This window comes from Pseudomonas sp. MWU13-2105, from assembly GCF_023242315.1.
In the GTDB taxonomy this organism is placed as follows: Bacteria; Pseudomonadota; Gammaproteobacteria; order Pseudomonadales; family Pseudomonadaceae; genus Aquipseudomonas.
Genome location: NZ_JALLIY010000009.1, coordinates 247,009 through 271,015, shown reverse-complemented (window position 1 = coordinate 271,015; position 24,007 = coordinate 247,009). Strand labels below are relative to the sequence as shown.

General features: G+C 61.8%; 23 protein-coding genes. 13 read left to right on the top strand and 10 right to left on the bottom strand.

The genetic code is table 11. The features are described from left to right. Nucleotides 1-26 precede the first annotated feature (26 nt). Both M5B96_RS15615 and M5B96_RS15610 read right to left on the bottom strand, forming a co-directional pair. A complete protein-coding gene (locus M5B96_RS15615; RefSeq protein ID WP_100939189.1) occupies nt 27-749 on the bottom strand; it encodes a glycerophosphodiester phosphodiesterase in 723 nt (240 codons plus the stop codon). 67 nt (nt 750-816) lie between these two features. Next, a complete protein-coding gene (locus M5B96_RS15610) occupies nt 817-1,404 on the bottom strand; it encodes a PilZ domain-containing protein (RefSeq protein ID WP_248797592.1) in 588 nt (195 codons plus the stop codon). Between the two features lie 94 nt (nt 1,405-1,498). On the opposite strand from M5B96_RS15610, the gene M5B96_RS15605 reads away from it, so the two are divergent. The 3 genes from M5B96_RS15605 to M5B96_RS15595 all read left to right on the top strand — a co-directional run bounded on the left by M5B96_RS15605 (nt 1,499) and on the right by M5B96_RS15595 (nt 4,753). Continuing rightward, a complete protein-coding gene (locus M5B96_RS15605; protein WP_248797591.1) occupies nt 1,499-2,749 on the top strand; it encodes a lipoprotein-releasing ABC transporter permease subunit in 1,251 nt (416 codons plus the stop codon). Between the two features lie 7 nt (nt 2,750-2,756). Then, on the top strand, nt 2,757-3,440 hold the full coding sequence (gene lolD, locus M5B96_RS15600; protein ID WP_248797589.1) for a lipoprotein-releasing ABC transporter ATP-binding protein LolD: 684 nt from the start codon (nt 2,757-2,759) through the stop codon (nt 3,438-3,440). 68 nt (nt 3,441-3,508) lie between these two features. Then, complete coding sequence (locus tag M5B96_RS15595) at nt 3,509-4,753, top strand: lipoprotein-releasing ABC transporter permease subunit (protein ID WP_248797588.1); 1,245 nt, start codon at nt 3,509-3,511, stop codon at nt 4,751-4,753. 27 nt (nt 4,754-4,780) lie between these two features. Here M5B96_RS15595 and M5B96_RS15590 read toward each other — a convergent pair whose 3' ends face one another. Together M5B96_RS15590 and M5B96_RS15585 are read right to left on the bottom strand one after the other, a co-directional pair. Continuing rightward, nucleotides 4,781-6,142 carry a heavy metal sensor histidine kinase gene (locus M5B96_RS15590; RefSeq protein WP_318654841.1) on the bottom strand — a complete coding sequence of 454 codons (1,362 nt, stop codon included), beginning with the start codon at nt 6,140-6,142 and terminating at the stop codon, nt 4,781-4,783. After that, nucleotides 6,142-6,822, bottom strand: a complete 681-nt coding sequence (locus M5B96_RS15585) for a heavy metal response regulator transcription factor (RefSeq protein ID WP_248797587.1) — start codon at nt 6,820-6,822, stop codon at nt 6,142-6,144. The genes M5B96_RS15590 and M5B96_RS15585 overlap by 1 nt, the downstream gene beginning before the upstream one ends. A gap of 156 nt (nt 6,823-6,978) precedes the next feature. Between M5B96_RS15585 and M5B96_RS15580 the strand changes: the two genes are divergently transcribed. Together M5B96_RS15580 and queF are read left to right on the top strand one after the other, a co-directional pair. After that, nucleotides 6,979-7,509, top strand: coding sequence for a plastocyanin/azurin family copper-binding protein (locus M5B96_RS15580; protein ID WP_248797586.1), 531 nt, complete (start codon nt 6,979-6,981; stop codon nt 7,507-7,509). Nucleotides 7,510-7,592: 83 nt separating this feature from the next. Beyond that, entirely contained in the window at nt 7,593-8,423 is an 831-nt protein-coding gene (gene queF, locus M5B96_RS15575) for an NADPH-dependent 7-cyano-7-deazaguanine reductase QueF (protein ID WP_248797585.1), read from the top strand. 120 nt (nt 8,424-8,543) lie between these two features. On the opposite strand, the gene acnB is transcribed toward queF, so the two are convergent. Next, the gene (acnB, locus tag M5B96_RS15570; protein WP_248797633.1) at nt 8,544-11,144 is read right to left on the bottom strand and encodes a bifunctional aconitate hydratase 2/2-methylisocitrate dehydratase; all 2,601 of its coding nucleotides are present in this window, start codon (nt 11,142-11,144) and stop codon (nt 8,544-8,546) included. 404 nt (nt 11,145-11,548) lie between these two features. Between acnB and M5B96_RS15565 the strand changes: the two genes are divergently transcribed. Beyond that, nucleotides 11,549-12,019, top strand: a complete 471-nt coding sequence (locus M5B96_RS15565) for a DUF1289 domain-containing protein (RefSeq protein ID WP_248797583.1) — start codon at nt 11,549-11,551, stop codon at nt 12,017-12,019. Nucleotides 12,020-12,069: 50 nt separating this feature from the next. Here M5B96_RS15565 and M5B96_RS15560 read toward each other — a convergent pair whose 3' ends face one another. Beyond that, a complete protein-coding gene (locus M5B96_RS15560) occupies nt 12,070-12,933 on the bottom strand; it encodes a universal stress protein (RefSeq protein WP_248797581.1) in 864 nt (287 codons plus the stop codon). Between the two features lie 222 nt (nt 12,934-13,155). Between M5B96_RS15560 and M5B96_RS15555 the strand changes: the two genes are divergently transcribed. Beyond that, a complete protein-coding gene (locus M5B96_RS15555) occupies nt 13,156-13,770 on the top strand; it encodes a tRNA-(ms[2]io[6]A)-hydroxylase (RefSeq protein ID WP_248797579.1) in 615 nt (204 codons plus the stop codon). On the opposite strand, the gene M5B96_RS15550 is transcribed toward M5B96_RS15555, so the two are convergent. Both M5B96_RS15550 and M5B96_RS15545 read right to left on the bottom strand, forming a co-directional pair. Further along, nucleotides 13,767-14,171, bottom strand: coding sequence for a type II toxin-antitoxin system HicB family antitoxin (locus tag M5B96_RS15550; RefSeq protein ID WP_248797578.1), 405 nt, complete (start codon nt 14,169-14,171; stop codon nt 13,767-13,769). The two genes, M5B96_RS15555 and M5B96_RS15550, sit on opposite strands and share 4 nt — an antisense overlap. 23 nt (nt 14,172-14,194) lie before the next feature. Beyond that, complete coding sequence (locus M5B96_RS15545; RefSeq protein WP_248797577.1) at nt 14,195-14,377, bottom strand: type II toxin-antitoxin system HicA family toxin; 183 nt, start codon at nt 14,375-14,377, stop codon at nt 14,195-14,197. 202 nt (nt 14,378-14,579) lie between these two features. Here M5B96_RS15545 and M5B96_RS15540 point away from each other — a divergent pair, with 202 nt between their 5' ends. From M5B96_RS15540 to M5B96_RS15525, 4 genes are read left to right on the top strand one after another with little or no spacing between them, the layout of a single operon-like run. Beyond that, nucleotides 14,580-15,062, top strand: a complete 483-nt coding sequence (locus M5B96_RS15540; protein ID WP_248797576.1) for a MarR family winged helix-turn-helix transcriptional regulator — start codon at nt 14,580-14,582, stop codon at nt 15,060-15,062. After that, nucleotides 15,052-16,521: an efflux transporter outer membrane subunit gene (locus M5B96_RS15535; protein WP_248797575.1), complete on the top strand. Its 1,470-nt coding sequence runs from the start codon at nt 15,052-15,054 to the stop codon at nt 16,519-16,521. Before M5B96_RS15540 ends, M5B96_RS15535 begins: the two co-directional genes overlap by 11 nt. 15 nt (nt 16,522-16,536) lie before the next feature. After that, nucleotides 16,537-17,733, top strand: a complete 1,197-nt coding sequence (locus M5B96_RS15530; RefSeq protein ID WP_248797574.1) for an efflux RND transporter periplasmic adaptor subunit — start codon at nt 16,537-16,539, stop codon at nt 17,731-17,733. Nucleotides 17,734-17,793: 60 nt separating this feature from the next. Next, nucleotides 17,794-19,323 (top strand): DHA2 family efflux MFS transporter permease subunit, encoded by a 1,530-nt coding sequence (locus tag M5B96_RS15525; protein WP_248797572.1) that lies wholly within the window; start codon nt 17,794-17,796, stop codon nt 19,321-19,323. A gap of 56 nt (nt 19,324-19,379) precedes the next feature. Here M5B96_RS15525 and M5B96_RS15520 read toward each other — a convergent pair whose 3' ends face one another. Both M5B96_RS15520 and M5B96_RS15515 read right to left on the bottom strand, forming a co-directional pair. Beyond that, nucleotides 19,380-20,111 (bottom strand): UDP-2,3-diacylglucosamine diphosphatase, encoded by a 732-nt coding sequence (locus M5B96_RS15520; RefSeq protein WP_248797571.1) that lies wholly within the window; start codon nt 20,109-20,111, stop codon nt 19,380-19,382. Further along, nucleotides 20,108-20,611, bottom strand: a complete 504-nt coding sequence (locus M5B96_RS15515) for a peptidylprolyl isomerase (protein WP_248797570.1) — start codon at nt 20,609-20,611, stop codon at nt 20,108-20,110. Before M5B96_RS15515 ends, M5B96_RS15520 begins: the two co-directional genes overlap by 4 nt. A 259-nt stretch (nt 20,612-20,870) precedes the next feature. Between M5B96_RS15515 and M5B96_RS15510 the strand changes: the two genes are divergently transcribed. Then, entirely contained in the window at nt 20,871-22,568 is a 1,698-nt protein-coding gene (locus tag M5B96_RS15510; protein WP_248797568.1) for a glutamine--tRNA ligase/YqeY domain fusion protein, read from the top strand. 18 nt (nt 22,569-22,586) lie between these two features. Then, the gene (cysS, locus tag M5B96_RS15505) at nt 22,587-23,969 is read left to right on the top strand and encodes a cysteine--tRNA ligase (RefSeq protein ID WP_248797566.1); all 1,383 of its coding nucleotides are present in this window, start codon (nt 22,587-22,589) and stop codon (nt 23,967-23,969) included. Nucleotides 23,970-24,007: the final 38 nt, after the last annotated feature.

The window sequence follows — 24,007 nt, the reverse complement described above, 5'->3', positions numbered from 1 at the left end:
GCCTGAGCCGGCCGGGGAGACCGATTTCAGCCTTTCCCAAGTGTGGCAGTGGCCAAACCGGGAAAGTCTGTAATCAGGCTATCGACGCCGAAGTCGGCGAGCCGGCGCATCAGCGCCGGCTCGTTGACCGTCCACACCGACACATGCAGACCCTGGCGCTGAGCCTTGATCAGGCGTTCCGGGGTGCAGAGTGTCCAGTTCAACGCCAGAATCTCGCAGCCATAACTCTGGGCGACCTTCAACGGGTCGAGCCAGGCGTATTCGGCTACCAGCCCGCGTGACAGGTCCGGGGTCAGTTCCAGGGCCGCCTTGAGCACTTCCCGGGAGCTGGAGGTGACGGTGACCTTGTCCAGCAGGCCGAAACGCTGGGCCATTTCGCGGATCGCCAGCACAGTGGTCGCCGCCCGGGTGCGCGAGGCGCTCTTGACTTCCAGTTGCCAGTGCTCGAAATCGCACTGTTCGAACAATTCTTCCAGGCGTGGAATCGGGCAGGGCTTGATCCAGCCCGGACCGCCCTGGCGCGCATCATAGGTCACCAGTTCGGCGGCGGAGTGCTCGACCACCTTGCCGCGGCGGTCGGTGGTGCGCTTGAGGGTCGGGTCATGGATGACCATCAGTTCACCGTCCATGGACAGGTGCAGGTCCAGTTCGCAACGGCGTACGCCGTGCTTGAGGCATTCCTGGAAACTGGTCAGGGTGTTTTCCGGTGCTTCGCCTTTGGCGCCACGATGGCCATAAATCAGAGTCACGACTGCTCCTTCAGGGGGAAATACTGCTGCAAGGTTAATACGATGGGCTGGCAGCCGCCGCAAGGGCTCAGCTGGCCTCGGTGCCGTTCTGTTCCCGGGCCTGGCGTCGCACCTGTGCCTGTTTCTGCAGGATATGCCGCGCCAGCAACTGGCGTTGGGCGTCGGTCAATGCTTCGAATTCGGTGCCGAGATCGAAGGTGCCGAAGCTGCGGGGCGCGCAATGGGTCACCTTGGCCCGCAACAGCAATCCGTGCGCCTGGGGCATCAGTACCATCTTGACCGCGATGTGGCTGCCGATGGCATAGGCCATATGGTGTTCGAACTCAAGCCCGCCCTCGGAAATGATCACCCGCTGCAGTTCCCCGAACTCGCCCAGGACCGAATAGGCCATCACCTGGCCCAGCAGGTCGATACGCCTGTTCTGGGCCTTGAGGAAAGCGGTCAGGCTACGGTCGCGCTCGCTGATCTGGCGCAACAGATGTTGTGACTCGAATTCGCTCAGATGCAGTTCGCTCAGCAGGTTGAAGAGTGGCGAAGCATCTTGCAACACTTCCTTGCTCGCCGCGTCGGGGGCGGACAGGGGGCGGATTTCCAGTGCGATCGTGTCCTCGATACGGTAGTATTCGCGGCGATCTTCTTCATCTAATGTCGACATGGCGAACCCAGGGCAGAGGTGATGGTCTGAGTGTAAAGCCGCTGACCGCACCTCGCCACAAGGACGTCTTCTTTTCCTCCGAACAAGCCCCGACATGTTCAGACCACTCTTCGTATTTATTGGCACGCGTTATACCCGTGCAAAGCGTCGCAATCATTTTGTGTCTTTCATTTCCCTGACTTCGATGATCGGACTCGCGCTTGGCGTGGTCGTGATGATCGTGGTGCTCTCGGTGATGAACGGCTTCGATCATGAGATGCGCACCCGCGTGCTGGGCATGGTGCCCCACGCGACCATCGAGTCCGACGAGCCGATCAGCCAGTGGCCGGCGCTGGCCGACAAGGTCCTGAAAAACCCGAAAGTGCTGGCGGTTGCGCCGTTCACCCAGATGCAGGGCTTGCTGACCAACAACGGTCAGGTGCAGAAGGTGATCCTCAATGCCATCGACCCGGTGCAGGAGCGCAAGGTCTCGATCATTGACCAGTTCATGCGCCAGGGCCAGCTGGATGCGCTGACTCCCGGCAGTTTCGGCATCGTCATCGGCGACAAGGCCGCGACCAAACTGGGGGTCGGCCTTGGCGACAAGCTGACCTTCGTCGCTCCGGAAGTCACGGTGACCCCGGCGGGTATGTTTCCGCGGATGAAGCGCTTCACCGTGGTCGGCATCTTCCATGTCGGCGCCGGTGAGCTGGATGGCTACCTGGGCCTGACCAATCTTGACGACCTGGCGCGCCTGCACCGCTGGAAGCCTGACCAGGTCCAGGGCCTGCGCCTGAAGTTCGACGACCTGTTCCAGGCGCCGCGCACGGCGTGGGAGATTGCCCAGCAGTTGGGCGATGGCCATTACTATGCCCGTGACTGGACCCGGACCCACGGCAACCTGTACCAGGCGATCAAGATGGAAAAGGCCATGATCGGCCTGCTGTTGCTGCTGATCGTGGCGGTGGCGGCGTTCAACATCATCTCGACCCTGGTGATGGTGGTGAACGACAAGAAGGGCGATATCGCCATCCTGCGCACGCTGGGCGCCACGCCGGGGCAGATCATGGCGATCTTCATGGTCCAGGGCACCGTGATCGGGGTGATCGGCACGCTGATCGGCGCGCTGCTCGGGATCCTCGCCGCGCTGAACGTCAGTGCCGCGATTGCCGCCCTCGAGCGCCTGATCGGCCACAAGTTTCTCAATGCCGACGTGTATTTCATCGACTACCTGCCGTCTCAACTGATGGCCGAGGATGTGTTGATGGTCTGCGGCGCGGCATTGCTCCTGAGTTTCCTCGCCACCCTGTATCCAGCCTGGCGTGCGGCGCGCACCCAGCCTGCGGAGGCGCTACGTTATGAGTGAGTTGGGCATGAGTGAAAAAGCAGTGCTGAGTTGCCGCGACCTGGGCAAGTCCTACGAGGAAGGCCCTGAATCGGTGGTGGTCCTGGCGGGCCTGCAGCTGGAGCTGCACGCTGGTGAGCGGGTGGCGATCGTCGGCAGTTCGGGGTCGGGCAAAAGTACCTTGCTCAACCTCCTCGGCGGTCTCGATACGCCGTCCCGGGGCAGCGTCTGGCTGGCCGGCGAGGAGCTTTCCGCCCTGGGCGAGAAAGCCCGTGGCCTGCTACGCAACCGCTCGCTGGGGTTCGTCTATCAGTTCCACCATCTGCTGCCCGAGTTCACCGCGCTGGAGAATGTCTGCATGCCGCTGCTGATCGGGCGCACGGCGATTCCCGAGGCGCGTCAGCGCGCCACGGCGTTGCTGGAGCGGGTCGGTCTCGGTCATCGCCTGGAGCACAAGCCGTCGGAGTTGTCCGGCGGCGAGCGCCAACGCGTGGCGATTGCCCGCGCGCTGGTGAACAAACCGGGATTGGTGATGCTCGACGAGCCCACCGGTAACCTTGACCACCACACCGCCCAGGGCATCCAGGACCTGATGCTGGAGCTCAGCACCTCGATGCGCACGGCGTTCCTGGTGGTGACCCACGACATGAACCTGGCCCGGCAGATGGATCGCGTGTTGCATCTGGAAGACGGCAAGCTCGTCGCTATCTGATTCGCCAGGACCTGCACCCGTTGAATTGCGCGGGTGGCGGGTCGATTATTTTTCTACGGTGGCAGCGAATGTTCAGACCGTTATCGATTTTCATCGGCACGCGCTATACCCGCGCCAAGCGCCGCAACCGTTTTGTCTCTTTTATCTCGATGACCTCGATGATCGGCCTCGCCCTGGGCGTACTGGCGATGATCGTGGTGCTGTCGGTGATGAACGGTTTCCAGAAGGAAATGAGTTCGCGGATCCTCGGCATGGTGCCCCACGCCACCATCGTCGGCGTCAAGCCCATCGACGACTGGCAACCGGTGGCCGTCGCGGCGCTGAAGAACCCCGAAGTGACAGCGGCGGTGCCCTTTACCGAAATGGACGGCATGCTTTCCTACAAGGGCTCGATGCAGCCGATCCAGATCAGCGGCGTCGATCCGGCCCAGGAAGGCAAGGTGTCGATTGTCGCCCAGCATATTGTCCAGGGTCGCCTGGAAGATCTGAAAGCGGGCGAGTTCGGCGTGGTGATCGGTGAGATCACCGCGCGGCGCTTCCGGGTGAATGTCGGCGACAAGCTGACCCTGATTGTCCCGGAGCCCAGCACCGAGCCTGGTGGTATTACCCCGCGCCTGCAGCGTCTGAACGTGGTCGGGGTGTTCAAGGTCGGCGCGGAGCTGGATGGCTCCATGGCGCTGATCCATATGAGCGACGCGGCGGACATCCAGCACTGGCAGCCGAATCAGGTGCAGAGCGTGCGGCTGGCGGTGAAGGACCTGTATGCGGCGCCGCAGGTGTCCACGGATATCGCCGCGGGCCTGGGCAGTGATTTCAAGGCCGATGACTGGACCCATACCCAGGGCAGCCTGTTCAGTGCCATGAAGATGGAAAAGACCATGATTGGCCTGTTGTTACTGATGATCGTCGCGGTGGCGGCGTTCAATATCATCGCGACCCTGATCATGGTGGTGAACGACAAGGGCGCGGACATCGCGATCCTGCGCACCATCGGCGCCACGCCGCGGCAGATCATGGCGATCTTCATGGTCCAGGGTACGGTGATCGGGATTGTCGGGACCCTGATCGGTGGTGTGCTGGGGGTGATCGCGGCGCTGAATGTCAGCCAGATCGTGGGCTGGATCGAGCGGGTCAGCGGGCAGCATATCTTCAGTTCCGACGTGTATTTCGTCAGTAACCTGCCCTCGCAGTTGCAGGGTGGGGATGTGCTGTTGATCTGTTCGGCCGGGTTTATCCTCAGCTTCCTGGCAACGCTGTATCCGGCGTATCGGGCGGCGAAGATCGAGCCGGCGCACGCCCTGCGTTATTCGTAGTCCGGGATGGCCACAAAGGGGGTTGTGTCAGTGAGGGTTGGGTAGCTCGATCACAAATCGCGTCCAGCCCGTCTCCGATTCACAACGAATCTGCCCACCATGGGCACGAACGATCGACTGGGTAATTGCCAGCCCCAACCCCGCATGCTCACTGCTGCCTTCACGACGAGCCGGATCGGCCCGGTAAAAACGGTCGAACAGCTGCGGCAACAATTCCGGCGCAATGCCTTCCCCGGTATTCTCGACGCTGACCTGCAAGCCCTGCGGCAGATTCTCCAATCTGACGGTGATCTCGCCTTCCTCAGGAGTGAAGCGCAAGGCATTGTCCAGCAGATTGGACAGCGCGCGCCGCAGCATGCCGCGATCACCGGCCAGGCTCGCCTTGCCCTCGCGCTTGAGCCGCACTCGATTCTCTTCCGCCAGCGGGGTAAAGAACTCCAGTAGCGCATCAACCTCATCGGCCAGCTCGAGCGCCTCGCGGCGGGGCGTCAGCAACCCGTGGTCTGCCTTGGCCAGGTAGAGCATGTCGTTGACCAACTGCGCCATCCATTGCAGCTCTTCGAGGTTGCTGTGCAGGGTTTCGCGGTAATCCTCCAGGCTTCGCGGCCGAGTCAGGGTGACCTGGGTATGGGTCAGCAGGTTCGACAGCGGCGTGCGCAGTTCGTGGGCGATATCCGCGGAGAAGGCTGAAAGTCGCTGGAACGAGTCGTCCAGACGCGCGAGCATGGCATTGAACGACTGCGCCAGCTCCGCTAGTTCCGCCGGCATCTGCTCCTCGGGCAGGCGCTGGGTCAGCGAACTGGCCGAGACCCCGGCGGCGATTTCGCTCATGCGCCGCAAGGGGCGCAAACCGCTGCGCGCGGCCCAGGCGCCGAGCACGGCGGTGGCCAGGGCCGAGAGGCTGACCGTCAACCAGATCAGGTGCTGCATGCGTTGCAGGAAGTGCTGGTGGTGGGTGATGTCGAGGATCAGGGTCAGTTGCGCTGAGTCGGCCCGGTTCGGCTCCAGCGGGGCATTGAAGACCCGATAGGCGGTACCTTCGATCCGCAGGCTGGTCAGCCCCGTTTGTGTCGGCAAGTCGCCGGGCGGGGCATTCGCGGTATTGAACCAGCGCTGGCCATCGCTGCCGCTGACGCGCAAGGCCAGGTCCGGACCCAGGTTGATTTCGGCGGGCAACTGTTCGCGGTGCTGCTGGAAGTCGTCGAGGTTCCTGACTCCCGCGAGTGTGCTACGCAGCGCTAGCAGGCGGGCGTCGAGCAGTTGCTGGTCGAGTTCGACGAAGTGCGATTCGCTGGCGCGGTTGAACAGCACGCCCGCGCTCAACGACACCACGGCGGTGCAGGCGGCGAACAGCAGGGCCAGGCGGCTGCCCAGGGACAGGCGGCGCATCAGGCGTTGCGCTCTTCGAGGACATAACCCATGCCGCGCACGGTATGGATCAGCTTGTGGCTGTGCGCGTCGTCGATCTTCAGGCGCAGGCGGCGGATTGCCACTTCGATGACGTTGGTGTCGCTGTCGAAATTCATGTCCCAGACCTGCGACGCGATCAGCGACTTGGGCAGCACCTCGCCCTGGCGACGCAGGAGCATTTCCAGCAGGGCGAACTCCTTGGCGGTCAGGTCGATGCGCTGTCCGGCCCGTTCGACCCGGCGACGAATCAGGTCCAGGCGCAAGTCGGCCAGTTGCAGGCTGGTTTCCTGGGTGGCCGCGCTGCCCCGGCGCAGCAGGCTGCGGACCCGGGCCAGCAGTTCGGAAAAGGCGAACGGCTTGACCAGATAGTCATCGGCGCCCAGTTCCAGGCCATGGACGCGGTCCTCGACGGCATCGCGGGCGGTCAGGAACAGCACCGGAATGTCCAGGCCGGCACTGCGCACAGCCTGGAGGATTTGCCAGCCATCGCGCCCGGGGAGCATGACGTCGAGGATCAGCAGTGCGTAGTCGCCGGTCAGGGCCAGGTGCTGGCCGGTGGTGCCGTCGGCCACCAGTTCGGTGTTGAAACCGGCCTCGTTCAGGCCCTGGCGCAGGTATTGGCCGGTTTTCGGTTGGTCTTCGACGATCAGCAGTTTCATGGATGACTCGTGGCAAATGGAACGGGAGCGTTATACCGAGCACGCGGTGGACGGGGGGTAAACTGACAAAGTTGTAATCTGCGGGTCAGCTCAATGCCAGCGACCTGGCCTTACAGTTTCACACAATCTGGAGCCCATCGAAGTTGGAGTGTGACTATGTTTTTGCGTAACAGCCTGCTGCTTGTCGGTTTGCTGGTCCTGAGCTTGCCGGTCTGGGCCTCACCTGCGGGCAGCTACGACTTCGGCCAGCCCGCCCCGGCGAGCAAGGCCACGCGCACTGTTGAAGTGACCATGACCGATATTGCCTTCAGTACCAAGGAGCTGGATGTGAAGGCCGGTGAAACCGTGCGTTTCGTGCTGATCAATAAAGGCCATCTGTTGCATGAATTCAACCTGGGGCACGCGGCGGCACATGCCGAGCATCAGCAGGAGATGCTCAAGATGCAGCAGGGCGGCCAGTTGACGGCCACCGGCATGCAGATGGGCGATATGAATATGGCCGGCATGGATCACGCGGCCATGGGGCATGAAATGAAGCATGACGATCCCAACAGTGTGCTGGTGGAACCGGGCAAGACCGCCGAGTTGACCTGGACTTTCAGTCAGGCCGGGAACCTGCAGTTTGCCTGCAATATTCCCGGGCATTACCAGGCGGGGATGGTCGGGACCTTGAAGATCGCGCCTTGAGCTGACCAGGCCGGGTCGAGGGCTTTCGTGCGCGCGGGTGAATTGCGATAGACTGACAAGGTTTATTCAGTCAGGTTTTTGTCATGCATCCCGCCGCCGAACACTCGCCACTGGGCAAGTCCAGTGAGTACATCGCCACCTACACGCCGTCCTTGTTGTTCCCGATTCCACGGGCGGCCAAATGGGCCGAGCTGGGCCTGAGCGCCGAGACCTTGCCATATGTCGGCGTGGACTTCTGGAACTGCTTCGAGTTGTCCTGGTTGCTGCCATCCGGCAAGCCGGTAGTGGCAATCGGTGAGTTCAGCATCCCGGCGGATTCGCCGAACATCATCGAGTCCAAGTCCTTCAAGCTGTACCTCAACTCCCTGAACCAGACGCCGTTCGTCGACAGCACCAGCCTCGAGGCGGTGCTGCGTGCCGATCTGTCGGCTGCCGCCGGCAAGCCGGTAGGTGTGCGGGTTCGTCGTTTGAGCGAGGTGCAGGCCGAGGGTCTGGTTGCCTTGCCGGGCGTGTGCATCGACGACCTGGAGATCAGCGTCAGCGACTACGCCCATCCGCGTCCGGAGCTGCTGCGTTGCGACGCGTCGCGGCTGGTCGAGGAGGCCGTGCACAGTCATTTGCTCAAGTCCAATTGCCCGGTGACCAGCCAGCCGGACTGGGGCAGTGTGGTGGTGGAGTATCGCGGTGCGGCGCTGGATCACGCCAGCCTGCTGGCGTACCTGGTGAGCTTTCGCCAGCACTCGGACTTTCACGAGCAATGCGTGGAGCGGATCTTCCTCGACCTGCAGCGCTTGCTGAAGCCGGAGAAGTTGACGGTGTATGCGCGTTACGTGCGGCGGGGTGGGTTGGATATCAATCCGTATCGTAGTACGGAGAAGGTCGCATTTCAGAACCTGCGGCTGGTGCGCCAGTAAGCGTACTTCTTACTTGTGGTGAGCGGGCAAGCCCGCTCACCACATTGACCGGCTCGCTGGGCTGACAGCAGGCATAAAAAAGCCCCGACAAGTCGGGGCTTTTTCTATTGCGCGTGGAGCTTAGGCTTGAACGACCGGAATCTTGGCGTTCGCCGCGGCTTCACGGAACTCGGCGATCTGGTCAAAGCTGAGGTAGCGGTAGACGTCGGCAGCCATGCTGTCGATCTTGCCGGCGTACTCCATGTATTCCTCGACGGTCGGCAGGCGACCCAGGATCGAAGCCACGGACGCCAGCTCGGCCGAAGCCAGGTAGACGTTCGCGCCGTCGCCCAGACGGTTCGGGAAGTTACGGGTCGAAGTCGAGACCACGGTGGAGTTCGGTTCTACCCGTGCCTGGTTACCCATGCACAGCGAGCAGCCCGGCATTTCCATGCGTGCGCCAGCCTTGCCGTAGATGCCGTAGTAGCCTTCTTCGGTCAACTGGTGAGCGTCCATCTTGGTCGGCGGCGACAGCCACAGACGGGTTGGCAGCTGGCCTTTGACCTGTTCCAGCAACTTGCCCGCAGCGCGGAAGTGGCCGATGTTGGTCATGCAGGAGCCGATGAACACTTCATCGATCTTCTCGCCAGCAACGCTGGAGAGCAGACGCGCATCGTCCGGGTCGTTCGGCGCGCAGAGCACAGGCTCCTTGACGTCGGCCAGGTCGATTTCGATGATTTCCGCGTATTCGGCGTCCTTGTCGGCTTCCAGCAGCTCGGGGTTGGCGACCCAGGCTTCCATCGCCAGGGCACGACGCTCCAGGGTGCGGGCATCGCCGTAGCCTTCGCCGATCATCCAGCGCAGCAGGGTGATGTTCGACTTCAGGTACTCGGCGATCGACTCTTTCGACAGCTTGATGGTGCAACCGGCGGCGGAACGTTCGGCCGAGGCGTCGGACAGTTCGAAAGCCTGTTCGACGGTCAGGGTTTCCAGGCCTTCGATTTCCAGGATGCGGCCGGAGAAGGCGTTTTTCTTGCCTTTCTTCTCGACGGTCAGCAGGCCTTTCTGGATGGCGTAGTAAGGGATGGCATGAACCAGGTCACGCAGGGTGACGCCTGGTTGCAGCTTGCCCTTGAAACGCACCAGAATCGATTCCGGCATGTCCAGTGGCATCACGCCAGTGGCGGCGGCGAAGGCCACCAGGCCGGAACCGGCCGGGAACGAGATGCCGATCGGGAAACGGGTGTGGGAGTCACCACCGGTACCGACGGTGTCCGGCAGCAGCATGCGGTTCAGCCAGCTGTGGATGATACCGTCGCCCGGACGCAGGGAAACACCGCCACGGGTCATGATGAAGTCGGGCAGGGTGTGGTGCGTGGTGACGTCGATCGGCTTCGGATAGGCCGCGGTGTGGCAGAACGACTGCATGACCAGGTCGGTGGAGAAACCCAGGCAGGCCAGGTCTTTCAGCTCGTCGCGGGTCATCGGGCCAGTGGTGTCCTGGGAACCGACGGTGGTCATTTTCGGCTCGCAGTAGGTGCCAGGACGAACGCCTTTCACGCCGCAGGCCTTGCCGACCATTTTCTGCGCCAGGGTGTAGCCCTTGGTGCTTTCGGCCGGGGCTTCCGGCAGCTTGAACAGGGTCGAAGGTGGCAGGCCCAGTTCGGCGCGCGCCTTCTCGGTCAGGCCACGGCCGATGATCAGCGGAATACGACCGCCGGCACGGACTTCGTCGAGCAGGACCGGGGTCTTCATTTCGAAGGTGGTCAGGACTTCATCGCTGTTGTGCTTGGTGACTTTGCCAGCATGCGGGTACAGGTCGATCACGTCGCCCATGTTCATGTTGGTAACGTCGAACTCGATCGGCAGTGCGCCGGCATCTTCCATGGTGTTGTAGAAGATCGGGGCGATCTTGCTGCCGAAGCAGAAACCGCCTGCGCGCTTGTTCGGCACGTAGGGGACGTCGTCGCCGAAGAACCACAGCACCGAGTTGGTTGCCGATTTACGCGACGAACCGGTACCGACCACGTCACCGACGTAGGCGATCGGGAAGCCGTCGTTGCGCATCTGCTCGATCTGTTTCATCGGGCCGATGGCACCTTGCTGGTCCGGGACGATACCGTCACGGGCCATTTTCAGCATGGCCAGGGCGTGCAGCGGGATATCCGGACGCGACCAGGCGTCTGGTGCCGGCGACAGGTCGTCGGTGTTGGTTTCGCCGGTGACCTTGAATACGCGCAGGCTGATCTTGTCGGCCAGCACCGGGCGGTTCTTGAACCACTCGCCGTCGGCCCAGGACTGGATTACTTCCTTGGCGTGAGCGTTACCCTTCTTGGCTTTTTCCGCGACGTCGTGGAACGCATCGAACATCAGCAGGGTGTGCTTGAGTTGCGCGGCGGCAACGGCTGCCAGCTCGGCGTCGTCCAGCAGCTCGACCAGGGTCACGATGTTGTAGCCGCCCTGCATGGTGCCAAGCAGTTCTACCGCGCGCTTCTTGTCGATCAGGGGGGATTTGACTTCACCCTTGGCCAGGGCGGAAAGGAAACCGGCCTTGACGTAGGCCGCTTCGTCCACTCCAGGTGGAACGCGGTTGGTGATCAAGTCAACGAGGAAAGCTTCTTCGCCAGCCGGGGGATTCTTCAGCAGCTCGACCAGGCCTGCGGTTTGTTCGGCGTTAAGCGGCTGGGGCACGATGCCCAGTGCTGCACGCTCTTCGATATGTTTGCGGTAGGCTTCAAGCACAGTTATTACCCTCATCAGTGGTCCCAAATGGGTGTCCGGGACGCTCATCCAGAAATGCACGGCACTCATGCGCTGCGGGGCTTTTTGAGCCGCTTAGCCAGAGTTTCCACGCTTTCCAACAGAAGCTGTTTTCAAAGTTTTACGCCTGCGGAACGGGAGCTGATGAGGGTTGGCGCGGGGACTTCCGGGGGGAAATTCCAACGCCAACACCGTTCTCTAGGATGAACTGTGCTCGTGACGCTTTGAAAACAGCTTCCAACGGACATTGGCGCCTAAAAAGGCAGGCCGATTCTACGGCATATTCCAGAGAAAGGTAAGTTAAGCCCTTCAGGTTCGGGGGTGACCCTTGTTAGACAAAGGGCTAACATGCGGGCCTGTTTTGCTTTTCCGCGTGCCCCCTGCCCATGTCCAATCAGACCATCAAGACCCCCTGCGTCGGCCTCTGCTCCACTGTTTACGGTGATCTGGTGTGCCGCGGCTGCAAGCGCTTCCACCATGAAGTCATCCATTGGAACGGCTACAACGAGGAAGAAAAGCGCGCGGTGTGGCTGCGCCTGGAGCAATTGCTGGTCCAGGTCATGGTGGCCAAGATCGAGGTGTTCGATCCGCCCAGGCTGCGCCAGCAGCTGGAAGCCCGGAAGATTCGCTTCGTGCCCCATCAATCGGAATATTGCTGGGCGTACCAGTTGATTGCCCGTGGCGCGCGGGTGATCAGCCAGTTGGAGGCCTACGGCATGGTGTTGTTGCCGGAGTTTCGCGACTGGGGCCTGCCCGAGTTGCGCGATGCCATCGACCGGGAGTTTTTCCTGCTGTCCGAGGCGCATTACCAGCGCTATATCGCCCCGGGCTTCCTCAAGGATGCGTACGGCGCCTGAGGTTGTGGTGTCTATTCTGGCCTCTTCGCGGGCAAGGCTGCCTGATACCTTCAGGGCCGCGGTGCCGTCTCCACCAGGTGATCGATGATTTCCTGGGGTTTGAGCACCAGCACATCGCTTTCCAGTGCATCGAGCACCACTTCTGCGGTATTGCCGATCAGCGCCCCTGAGATCCCGGTGCGCGCCACTGTGCCGATCACCGTCACCGCCGCCCCGAGCGTGCGGGCCATATGGGGAATCAGTACGTCGGCGGGGCCTTCCTTGATATGCAGGTGCTCGTCATCGACGTCGAACTGTGTCTGGAAGTCCCGGCATTGCTCGCGATAACGGCCTTCGATGGTTTCCCTGAGCTGATACACCGGATCGGTGGCCGACAACATCGGCGAGGGGTGGGCACTGATGACGTGCAAATGGCCTTTGGCCAGGCTGGCGATGTCATAGCCGTGATCGATGATACTGGTGTGCAGGTGCCGGTGTTCATCATCGGCATTGCCCACATCCACCGCCGCGAGAATCACCCCGCCTGACCAGGGCGTCTCGGTCTTGACCATCAAGACGGCGGAGGGGCAGTAGCGCAGCAGTTTCCAGTCGGAAGGGGTCAGCAGGGCTTTCTTCAGCGGGCTGTCGGGGCGGTGCTGCTTGATCACCAGGCCGCAGCCTTCGGCCTGTTGCACGCCAATGATGGTCTCGTGCAGGGTCTTGTCCCAGGCCTGCTCGGCCGTGGCGCTGTAGCCGTCGTCATGCAACTGGCTCTTGAGCAGGCTGAGCAGGGCGCTGTGGTCCTGTTTGGGGTCGCACATCAACAGGTGCAGGTGCGCATCCGTGACTCCGGCGATCAGCTTGGCGCGGTTGAGGGCCAGGCTGTGGGCGTGGTCAGGGTCGAGTATCACCAGGATGCTGCGGATGGCTTGCATGGTCGGGGTGCTCCGGGGAAGGCTGAAGACGACTTGGTACAACTATAGTTGCAGTCTGCCGACTGCGACCTTGATGCATATCAAGGGCGACGGCTGGCGATCTGCCCCGCGCCCCGTATAATCGGCGGCCTTGTCCTGCCTGATCCCCGGTTTTGTGAGTCCCATGTCGACTAATCCCGTGTTGCACCCCTGCCAAGTCTTTCCCATGACGGGAGCTTTCCTGTGAATTTGCCGGAAATCCACGAGTTCCTCGGTTGTCCGACCCCGCAAGGCTGGGTGCGGGCAGCGTTGGCGGATCAGGAAACGCTGCTGATCGACCACAAGAACTGCGAGTTCAAGGCGGCGAGTACCGCCTTGAGCCTGATCGCCAAGTACCATTCCCATGTCGACCTGATCAACCTGATGTCGCGCCTGGCCCGGGAAGAGCTGGTGCACCACGAGCAGGTCATGCGGCTGATGAAGCGGCGCAAGATCGGGTTGCGGCAGTTGTCCGCCGGTCGTTATGCCTCAGGGCTGCGCAAGGCGGTCCGTAGCCACGAACCGGTCAAGCTGGTGGATACCCTGGTGGTCGGGGCCTTTATCGAGGCTCGTAGTTGCGAGCGCTTCGAAGCCCTGGTGCCACACCTGGACGAAGAGCTTGGCAAGTTCTACTTCGGCTTGCTCAAGAGCGAAGCCCGGCATTTCCAGGGGTACCTGAAGCTGGCTTATCAGTATGGCGACGCCGAGGACATCGGCCGGGTCATCGAGCGGGTGCGGGCGGTCGAGCAGGAACTGATCGAGTCGCCCGACGGCGAATTCCGCTTCCACAGCGGTGTCCCGGCCTTTGCTGGCGCTTAAGTACGCACCAGCTTTTCCAGCGCGGCGTCCGCGAGGAACGATGAGCGGCTCTTGATCCGGTGGTCGCGCACATAGCGGTCGATGCGCTGGATCACAAAGCCGGGAAGGGTCACGTTGACCTTTTCGGTCTTGCCCAGATAGGGCGAGATATCGATTTCCAGCATGCCCCAGCCCATCTCCGCGAACTCGGGATTTTTCCGATGGGTGAAGGAGGGCGATGGCGTCGGTACGGGCTGGCCGTTCGAAACGATCTCCTCGAGCAGGATGTGGGCGATTTCCAGGGCGGCGTTATACGCCTCCTCGAAGGTATCGCCGGCGGTCACGGCACCCGGAATATCCGGAATCTGGATGCCGATGGCGGTGTGTTCATCACCCCATTCGATGGCGATGGGATATTGCATGATGGTCTCCTGACTGAACGGGTTCATAGCAAGCCCGCTCGTTTTCTGATGTTTCTGATGGTCCCGAGCGGCAGATCCTTCTTCGGATGCGGCACGGGGATCGAGTGGGGGCTGCCGGGGTGGCCGAAAACATGATGACTGCCGCTGATTCGTTGCAGTATCCAGCCAGCGGCCTCCAGTTCGGCGATCAAATCCCTGCTTTTCACCTGTGACTCCTTGTCAGGTATGTCAGGGAATCCTAGCCGCCCCGTTATCAAACATCGAATTCAAAGGTGTGTCTAGAGTTATCTATTCGCGACCTGGCCTTTTATCGGGTAAATAAAAAGCCAGCTAACTAATGCTTTGACATTAGCTGCCTAGGCAGTAATATCTCGACAACTCCCTGCCTAAGCAGCTTTTGGTGGCCTTATGAAACATTTCACCCCGGACGACTTTCACAACTGCCATCTCGGCCTGCTCCTGGGCCGTGCCGCGTTGCTCAAGGACCGGATCATCGACACCCATATGGTGCCGTACGGCATCACGGCCGCGCAGTTCAAGGTACTGATCATCATGGCCCAGTTCGGGGTCGATACCCCGGCCGAGCTGTGCCGCCATTTGTCTCTGGACAGCGGTTCGATGACCCGCATGCTTGATCGCCTGGAGCAGAAAGACCTGCTTGCCCGTCGGCGCTCGGAAGGGGATCGGCGCCAGGTGCAACTGGTGCTCACGGCGCAGGGGCAGGTTCTCGCCGACCGTTTGCCGGAAATCGGTGCCGATGCAATGAACGAGCTGGCGGGGGCTGTCACCGAGCAAGAGCTGCGGACTCTGGAAAGCATCCTGAAGAAAATTTTGCTGGCGGCCGGGGACTCGATCACCCTGCTGCGGGTGGGTGAAAAAAATGAGCAGTAAAACCCTGCGTAGCGGCTTCAGCCTGGTGTTCCTGTCGATGCTCCTGGCCGGTTGCGCCAGCTACAGCGGCCTGCACACCGAAGGCGTCAGCCTCGAGGCGAAAAACCTCAAGGCCGCACAATCCCTCAAGGGCGTGACCCTGTCACCAGCGGCCTGGCCGAAAAACGACTGGTGGAAAAGCCTCGGCGATCCGCAACTCGATGGTCTGATTCGCGAAGCCTTGCATGACAGCCCCGATATGCAGGTCGCCAGTGCGCGGGCGCACCAGGCCAGCGCAGCGGCCTATGCCGCCGATGCGGCGCGGATGCCGACCCTTGATGCCAGCGGCAGTGTCAGTCGTTCGCGCCTGGCACGGGACCAGGACCCCAGCGGTCGCGGCGGGGTCTATGACACCGTGCGCAAGCTGGGTGTCAGCTTCAACTACAGCTTCGATCTCTGGGGCGGCCAGCGTGATGCCTGGGAGGCTGCGTTGGGCCAGGCGCGTGCCGCCGAAGTCGACCGCCAGGCCGCGCAACTGACCCTGGCCGCCGACGTGGCGCGGGCCTACAGCAATCTGGGGCAGGCGCATATCGTCTATGACCTGGCCAATGATGACCTGCAGCGCACCCACAAACTGCTGGACCTGGGCAAGCGTCGGCTGAGCTCCGGGATTGACAGTCACTACCAGTACCAGCAGACCGAAAGCCTGGCCGCCAGTGCCGAGGAACAGGTGATTGACGCCGGGAAAAAACTGCAAAGCGCCAAGGTCGCCCTGGCTGTATTGTTGGGCAAGGGGCCGGATCGCGGTAATGAAATTGCCCGACCGAAGATTCTCCAGCCGAGCGCCGTGGCCTTGCCGTCGGTGCTCCCGGCGGAGCTGCTGGGACGGCGTCCTGACCTGGTGGCCGCACGCTGGCGCGTAGAGGCCGCGAGCAAGGACATTGCCGCCGGCAAGACCCGCTTCTATCCCAATCTCAACCTGAGTGCCGCGGCTGGTGGCGAACCGCTGCTGGGCGACGCCCTGTTCGGCTCCGCCAGTCGCTTCTTCAGCATTGCGCCGACCGTCTCATTGCCGATTTTCGATGGCGGTCGCCTGCGCGCCGGCCTCGATGCCAAGGATGCCGACTACGACCTGGCGGTGGCGCAGTACAACAAGAGCCTGGTCCAGGCGCTGGGCGATGTCAGTGACACCCTCCAGCAGTTGCGCGCCCTCGGCCAGCAGATCGTGGCCCAGCAGCATGCGGCGGATATCGCCCAGGATTCCTATAACACCGTGTTGCAACGCTACGGCGCCGGCATCGGCAACTACCTGGACGTGCTCACCATCGAGCAGACCCTGTTGCAGGCCCAACGTCAGCTGGCGGACCTGAATGCCCAGCAGATCGATTTCTCCATCCAGTTGATGCAGGCCCTGGGCGGTGGTTTCCAGGCCGACAACATCGCCGCGAACGCCACCAGCCCTTCGGCTCAGACTTATTAATTCAAGGTACCTGCCATGGCCACTGCAACGAACACTGCTGAAACAACCCAGGACGCTGGCAATTCCCGCAAGCGCAAAGTCATGCTGACCGGCCTCACCCTGCTGGTGATCCTTGGCGGCCTCGGTGTCTGGGGTTGGCATGAAGTCTACGGGCGCTGGAACGAAAGCACCGACGACGCCTACGTCAACGGCAACGTGGTGGAAATCACGCCACTGGTGACCGGCACCGTGGTCAGCATCGGCGCCGATGATGGCGACCTGGTGCACGAAGGCCAGGTGCTGCTGAACTTCGATCCGAGCGATGCCGAGGTCGGCCTGCAAAGCGCCGAGGCCAACCTGGCCAAGACCGTGCGCCAGGTGCGCGGCCTCTACAGCAACGTCGACGGTATGAAGGCCCAGGTCGCGGAGCAGAAGACCGCGGTACAGAAAGCCCAGGATAACTTCACTCGCCGCAAGAACCTGGCGGCCGGTGGCGCGATTTCCCAGGAGGAACTGGCCCACGCCCGTGACGACCTGACCTCTGCCCAGAGCGCCCTGAACAACGCCCAGCATCAACTCAACACCAGCAGCGCCCTGGTGGACGACACCGTGGTCTCCAATCACCCGGATGTCAAAGCCGCGGCCGCGCAACTGCGCCAGGCTTATCTGGCCAACGCGCGGACCACCCTGATTGCACCGGTCACCGGTTATGTCGCCAAGCGCACCGTGCAACTGGGCCAGCGGGTCCAGCCGGGTACTGCACTGATGGCGGTAATTCCCCTGGATCAGCTGTGGATCGACGCCAACTTCAAGGAAACCCAGCTACGCGACATGCGCATCGGCCAACCGGTGGACATCGAGGCCGACCTGTATGGCAGTTCGGTAAAATACAGCGGCACCATCGACAGTCTCGGTGCCGGCACCGGCAGCGCCTTTGCCTTGCTGCCGGCGCAGAACGCCAGCGGCAACTGGATCAAGATCGTCCAGCGGGTGCCCGTGCGTATTCACATCAACGCCGAAGAGCTGGCCAAGCACCCGCTGCGGGTCGGCCTGTCGACCCAGGTCGAGGTCAATCTGCATGACCAGAGTGGTCCGGTGCTGGCCCAGCAGCCGCCGCAAAAAGCTTCGTTCAGTACCAACGTGTACACCCAGCAACTGGTCGATGCCGATGCGGTGATCACCCGTCTGATCCATGAAAACAGCGCCACCGCGGCGAAAACCGCGCAACGCTGAGTCGCCAATCCTGCCGCGACCTGAACGTCGCGGCAGCTGCCTCGTTTCCAAGGATTCGCGATGAGCTCGAACGCATCTTTCACTCCGCCCAGCCTGTTGCTCAGTACCATCGGCCTGTCGCTGGCGACTTTCATGCAGGTGCTCGACACCACCATCGCCAACGTGGCCTTGCCGACCATTTCCGGCAACCTGGGCGTGAGTTCGGAGCAAGGCACCTGGGTCATCACCTCCTTTGCCGTGAGCAACGCCATCGCCTTGCCGCTGACCGGCTGGCTGAGCCGGCGGTTTGGCGAGGTGAAGCTGTTTATCTGGGCGACGATCCTGTTTGTCATGGCGTCGTTCCTCTGCGGTATTTCCACCTCGATGCCCGAACTGGTGGGTTTCCGCGTGCTACAAGGGCTGGTGGCCGGGCCGTTGTATCCGATGACCCAGACCCTGCTGATCGCGGTCTATCCGCCGGCCAAGCGTGGCATGGCCCTGGCGCTGCTGGCGATGGTGACGGTGGTCGCGCCGATTGCCGGGCCGATTCTCGGCGGCTGGATTACCGACAGCTACAGCTGGCCGTGGATCTTCTTTATCAACGTCCCCATCGGCGTTTTTGCCGCCCTGGTGGTGCGCCAGCAACTCAAGAGCCGACCGGTGGAGATCAGTCGCCAGCCCATGGACTATGTCGGCTTGCTGACCTTGATCATCGGTGTGGGGGCCTTGCAGGTGATTCTCGACAAGGGCAATGACCTGGACTGGTTCGAGTCGAACTTCATCGTGATCGGTGCGGTCATCTCGGCGATTGCCCTGTCGGTGTTCGTAATCTGGGAGATGACGGACAAGCATCCGGTGGTCAATCTGCGCCTGTTCGCCTACCGTAATTTCCGGATCGGGACCATTGTGTTGGTCCTCGGCTATGCAGGGTTCTTCGGCATCAACCTGATCCTGCCGCAGTGGCTGCAGACCCAGATGGGTTACACCGCGACCTGGGCCGGGTTGGCGGTGGCGCCAATCGGAATCCTGCCGGTGCTGATGTCGCCTTTCGTCGGTAAATATGCCAACAAGGTCGACCTGCGCCTGCTCGCCGGCCTGGCGTTCCTGGCAATCGGCCTGAGTTGCTTCATGCGCGCCGGTTTCACCAATGAGGTGGACTTCCAGCATGTCGCCATGGTGCAACTGTTCATGGGCATCGGCGTGGCGCTGTTCTTCATGCCGACCTTGAGCATCCTGATGTCGGACCTGCCGCCGAGCCAGATTGCCGATGGTGCCGGCCTGGCGACCTTCCTGCGTACGCTGGGGGGGAGCTTCGCGGCCTCGCTGACCACCTGGATCTGGATTCGCCGCGCGGACCAGCACCATGCTTACCTGAGTGAAAGCATCACCCCCTTCGATCCGGCGACGCGTGATGCGCTGGGCAATCTTGGTGGTGCGGGCAGCCGGGCCTATGCCCAGTTGGAACAGGTGCTCACCAGCCAGGCGTACATGCTCTCGACCGTGGATTACTTCACGCTGCTGGGCTGGGGCTTCATGGCCTTGATGCTGCTGGTGTGGCTGGCCAAGCCGCCGTTCGCGGCGAAGGCCGGGCCGGCGGCGGCCGGACACTGACGGTCAGGTACTGATCTGGCGAGGAGCAAGCCCCCTCGCCACAAGGGATTCTGTGCTCAGCCTGGCGGGGTGAAATCAAACGCCGCCAGCTGGAAACCCTGCTCATCCACCTGCAAGGCCCAACCCTGGCGGTCCCAGTCCCCCAGCACAATCCGTTTCGCCGCTTGCGCACCGAGTTGCAGCTTGTGAATGGCCGGTCGATGGGTATGACCATGGATCAGGGTCCGCACGCCATGCTGCTGCATGACCTGCACCACCTCATCCGGTGTCACATCAACAATGTCATTGGCCTTCATCCGCGTCTGCGCGCGGCTTTCGCTGCGCAGTTTGCGCGCCAGCTGGTGGCGGCTACGCAGCGGCAGGTGCCGGAGGATGAACAGGGTGATGGGGTTGCGCAGATAACGACGCAGGCGCATATAGGCCTCGTCCCGCGTGCACAGGCTGTCGCCGTGCATCAGCAGCACTGGTTCGTCATTCATCTTCACCACGCTCGGGTCCTTGAGCAGGGTGGCTCCGGCCGCTTTGCAGAAGGCCTTGCCCAGCAGGAAGTCACGATTGCCGTGCATCAGGAACACTTGCGTGCCGCTGTCGCTCAACGTGCGCAAGGCGGCGCAGATCGAGCTTTGAAAGGGGGTCATGGCATCGTCGCCGATCCAGACTTCGAAAAAATCGCCCAGGATATACAGCGCTTGTGCCGAACGGGCGCGGCCGGCGAGGAAATCCAGAAACGCCCGGGTAATGTCCGGGCGCGTATCGATCAGATGCAAATCTGAAATCAGCAGTATCACTCAACGATCTCGGCTTTCTCGATGATCACGTCTTCTGCTGGAACGTCCTGGTGACCGGCCTTCATGGTGGTGGCCACGCCTTTGATTTTGTCGACCACGTCAGTGCCGGCAATCACTTTGGCGAATACCGCGTAGCCCCAGCCCTGCACGGTCTTGGCGCTGTGGTTGAGGAAGCTGTTGTCGGTGACGTTGATGAAGAATTGCGCGGAGGCCGAATGCGGCTCCATGGTACGGGCCATGGCGACGCTGTACTTCTCGTTCGGCAGGCCGTTGTCGGCTTCATTCTGGATGCTCGGGCGTTTGTCTTTCTTTTCTTTCATGCCTGGCTCGAAACCGCCGCCCTGGATCATGAAGTTGCCGATCACGCGGTGGAACACTGTGTTTTCGTAGTGGCCGGCTTTGACGTACTCAATGAAGTTGGCCACGGTGATCGGGGCTTTCTCGGCGTTCAGTTCCAGGACGATTTCGCCGTGGTTGGTGGTCAGTTTGACTTGGGTCATCTTGGCTACTCTTTGAAGGAATTCGTGGGTTTCGGAGTGCGGGTGGCGCCCGCGGACGCGAACCGGTCTGGCATCAATCCACCAGGTTGCGCAGTTTAGCGTGCGGCGCGGGAATTTCGAGGCGGTTTTTTCATCCGTGCGCCATTAATAGCCGTCGTTTTCGGCGCGCCACTGTCAGGGCCTTGATCGCATCGGCTATGATACCCGTTTTGATTGATCAGGCCGCCCCCGGCCGCGCACCCGCAAGCCCAAGGATCCTATGAGCAAGCCCACTGTCGACCCTACCTCGAATGTCAAGACCGGACCGGCTGTCCCGGTCAACTTCCTGCGCCCGATCATTCAGGCGGACCTGGACTCGGGCAAGCACACTCAGATCGTGACGCGCTTCCCGCCCGAGCCCAACGGCTACCTGCACATCGGCCACGCCAAATCGATCTGCGTGAACTTCGGCCTGGCCCAGGAGTTCGGTGGCGTCACGCACCTGCGTTTCGACGACACCAACCCGGCCAAGGAAGACCAGGAATACATCGACGCCATCGAAAGTGACGTCAAGTGGCTGGGGTTCGAGTGGTCCGGTGAAGTGCGCTATGCCTCGCAGTATTTCGACCAACTGCACGACTGGGCGGTGGAACTGATCAAGGCCGGCAAGGCCTATGTCGACGACCTGACCCCCGAGCAGGCCAAGGAATACCGTGGCAGCCTGACCGAGCCGGGCAAGAACAGCCCGTTCCGCGAGCGTTCGGTGGCAGAGAACCTTGATTGGTTCGCGCGCATGCGCGCCGGTGAGTTCCCGGACGGCGCCCGGGTGCTGCGGGCCAAGATCGACATGGCGTCGCCGAACATGAATCTGCGCGACCCGATCATGTATCGCATTCGCCATGCCCACCACCACCAGACCGGTGACAAGTGGTGCATCTACCCCAACTACGACTTCACCCACGGTCAATCGGATGCCATCGAAGGCATCACCCACTCGATCTGCACCCTGGAGTTCGAAAGCCATCGTCCGCTGTATGAGTGGTTCCTGGACAACCTGTCGGTGCCGGCGCATCCGCGTCAATATGAGTTCAGCCGTCTGAACCTGAACTACACCATCACCAGCAAGCGCAAGCTCAAGCAACTGGTGGATGAGAAGCACGTCAATGGTTGGGACGATCCGCGCATGTCGACGCTGTCGGGTTTCCGTCGTCGTGGCTATACGCCGAAATCGATCCGCAACTTCTGCGAAATGGTCGGCACCAACCGTTCCGATGGCGTGGTTGACTTCGGCATGCTGGAATTCAGCATCCGTGACGACCTTGACCACAGTGCCCCGCGCGCCATGTGCGTGCTGCGCCCACTGAAGGTTGTGATCACCAACTACCCGGAAGGCCAGGTCGAGAACCTCGAGCTGCCGCGCCACCCGAAAGAAGACATGGGGGTGCGCGCATTGCCATTCGCCCGTGAGATCTACATTGATCGCGAAGACTTCATGGAAGAGCCGCCCAAGGGCTACAAGCGCCTGGAACCGAGTGGTGAAGTGCGCCTGCGCGGCAGCTACGTGATCCGTGCCGACGAGGCGATCAAGGATGCCGACGGCAACATTGTCGAACTGCGTTGCTCCTACGACCCGGAGACCCTGGGCAAGAACCCCGAGGGCCGCAAGGTCAAGGGTGTGATCCACTGGGTGCCGGCGGCGGCGAGCGTCGAGTGCGAAGTGCGCCTGTATGACCGTCTGTTCCGTTCGGCCAACCCCGAGAAGGCCGAAGACAGCGCCAGTTTCCTGGACAACATCAACCCTGACTCCCTGCAAGTGCTCACTGGTTGTCGTGCTGAACCCTCGCTGGGCAATGCACAGCCGGAAGACCGTTTCCAGTTCGAGCGCGAAGGTTACTTCTGCGCGGATATCAAGGACTCGAAACCCGGTGCTCCGGTATTCAACCGTACCGTGACCTTGCGTGATTCGTGGGGCCAGTGATTCTTTAAGGAAAGCGTTGTGCTAACGATCTACAACACGCTCACCAAGAGCAAAGAAGTCTTCAAACCGCTGGATGGCAACAAGGTGCGCATGTATGTCTGCGGGATGACCGTGTATGACTACTGCCACCTGGGCCATGGTCGCAGCATGGTGGCCTTCGACCTGGTGACCCGCTGGTTGCGCTTCAGCGGGTATGACCTGACCTATGTGCGCAACATCACCGACATCGATGACAAGATCATCAATCGGGCCAACGAGAACGGCGAAGCGTTCGACGCGCTGACCGAACGCATGATTGCGGCGATGCACGAGGATGAGGCGCGCCTGAACATCCTCAAGCCGGACATGGAACCGCGCGCCACGGATCATATCCCGGGCATGCTGGCCATGATCCAGACCTTGATCGACAAGGGTTACGCCTACGCTCCGGGCAATGGCGACGTGTACTATCGCGTCGCCAAGTTCATGGGTTATGGCAAGCTGTCGCGCAAGAAGATCGAAGACCTGCGCATCGGTGCGCGGATCGAAGTCGACGAAGCCAAGCAAGACCCGCTGGATTTTGTCCTGTGGAAGGGCACCAAGCCCGGTGAGCCGAGCTGGGAATCTCCGTGGGGCGCCGGGCGTCCGGGCTGGCACATCGAATGCTCGGTGATGTCCACCTGCTGCCTGGGCGAGACCTTCGATATTCATGGCGGCGGCAGCGACCTCGAGTTTCCGCACCATGAAAACGAAATCGCCCAGAGCGAGGCGGCCACCGGCAAGACCTACGCCAATGCCTGGATGCACTGCGGCATGATTCGCATCAATGGCGAGAAGATGTCCAAGTCCTTGAACAACTTCTTCACCATTCGCGACGTGCTGGACAAATATCACCCGGAAGTCGTGCGTTACCTGCTGGTGTCGAGCCACTATCGCAGTGCCATCAACTATTCGGAAGACAATCTCAAGGATGCCAAGGGCGCCCTGGAGCGTTTCTACCATGCGCTGAAGGGCCTGCCGAATGTACCGGCAGTCGGTGGCGAAGCGTTCGTCGAGCGCTTCACCCGGGTGATGAACGACGACTTCGGCACGCCGGAAGCCTGTGCGGTGCTGTTTGAGATGGTGCGCGAGATCAACCGTCTGCGTGAGAGCGATGTTGCGGCGGCGGCCGCTCTGGCGGCGCGTCTGAAAGAGCTGGCCAGCGTGCTCGGTGTCTTGCAGTTGGAAGCCGACGATTTCCTGCAGGCGGGCGCCGAAGGGCGGGTCGATGCGGCTGAAGTCGAAGCGTTGATCCAGGCGCGCCTGGCGGCTCGGGCCAACAAGGACTGGGCGGAATCCGACCGTATCCGCGACCGGATCACTGCGATGGGCGTGGTGCTGGAAGACGGCAAGGGCGGAACGACCTGGCGCCTGGCTGACTGAGTCGGGCTCCTGTGAAAACAAAAAACCGCCAATAGGCG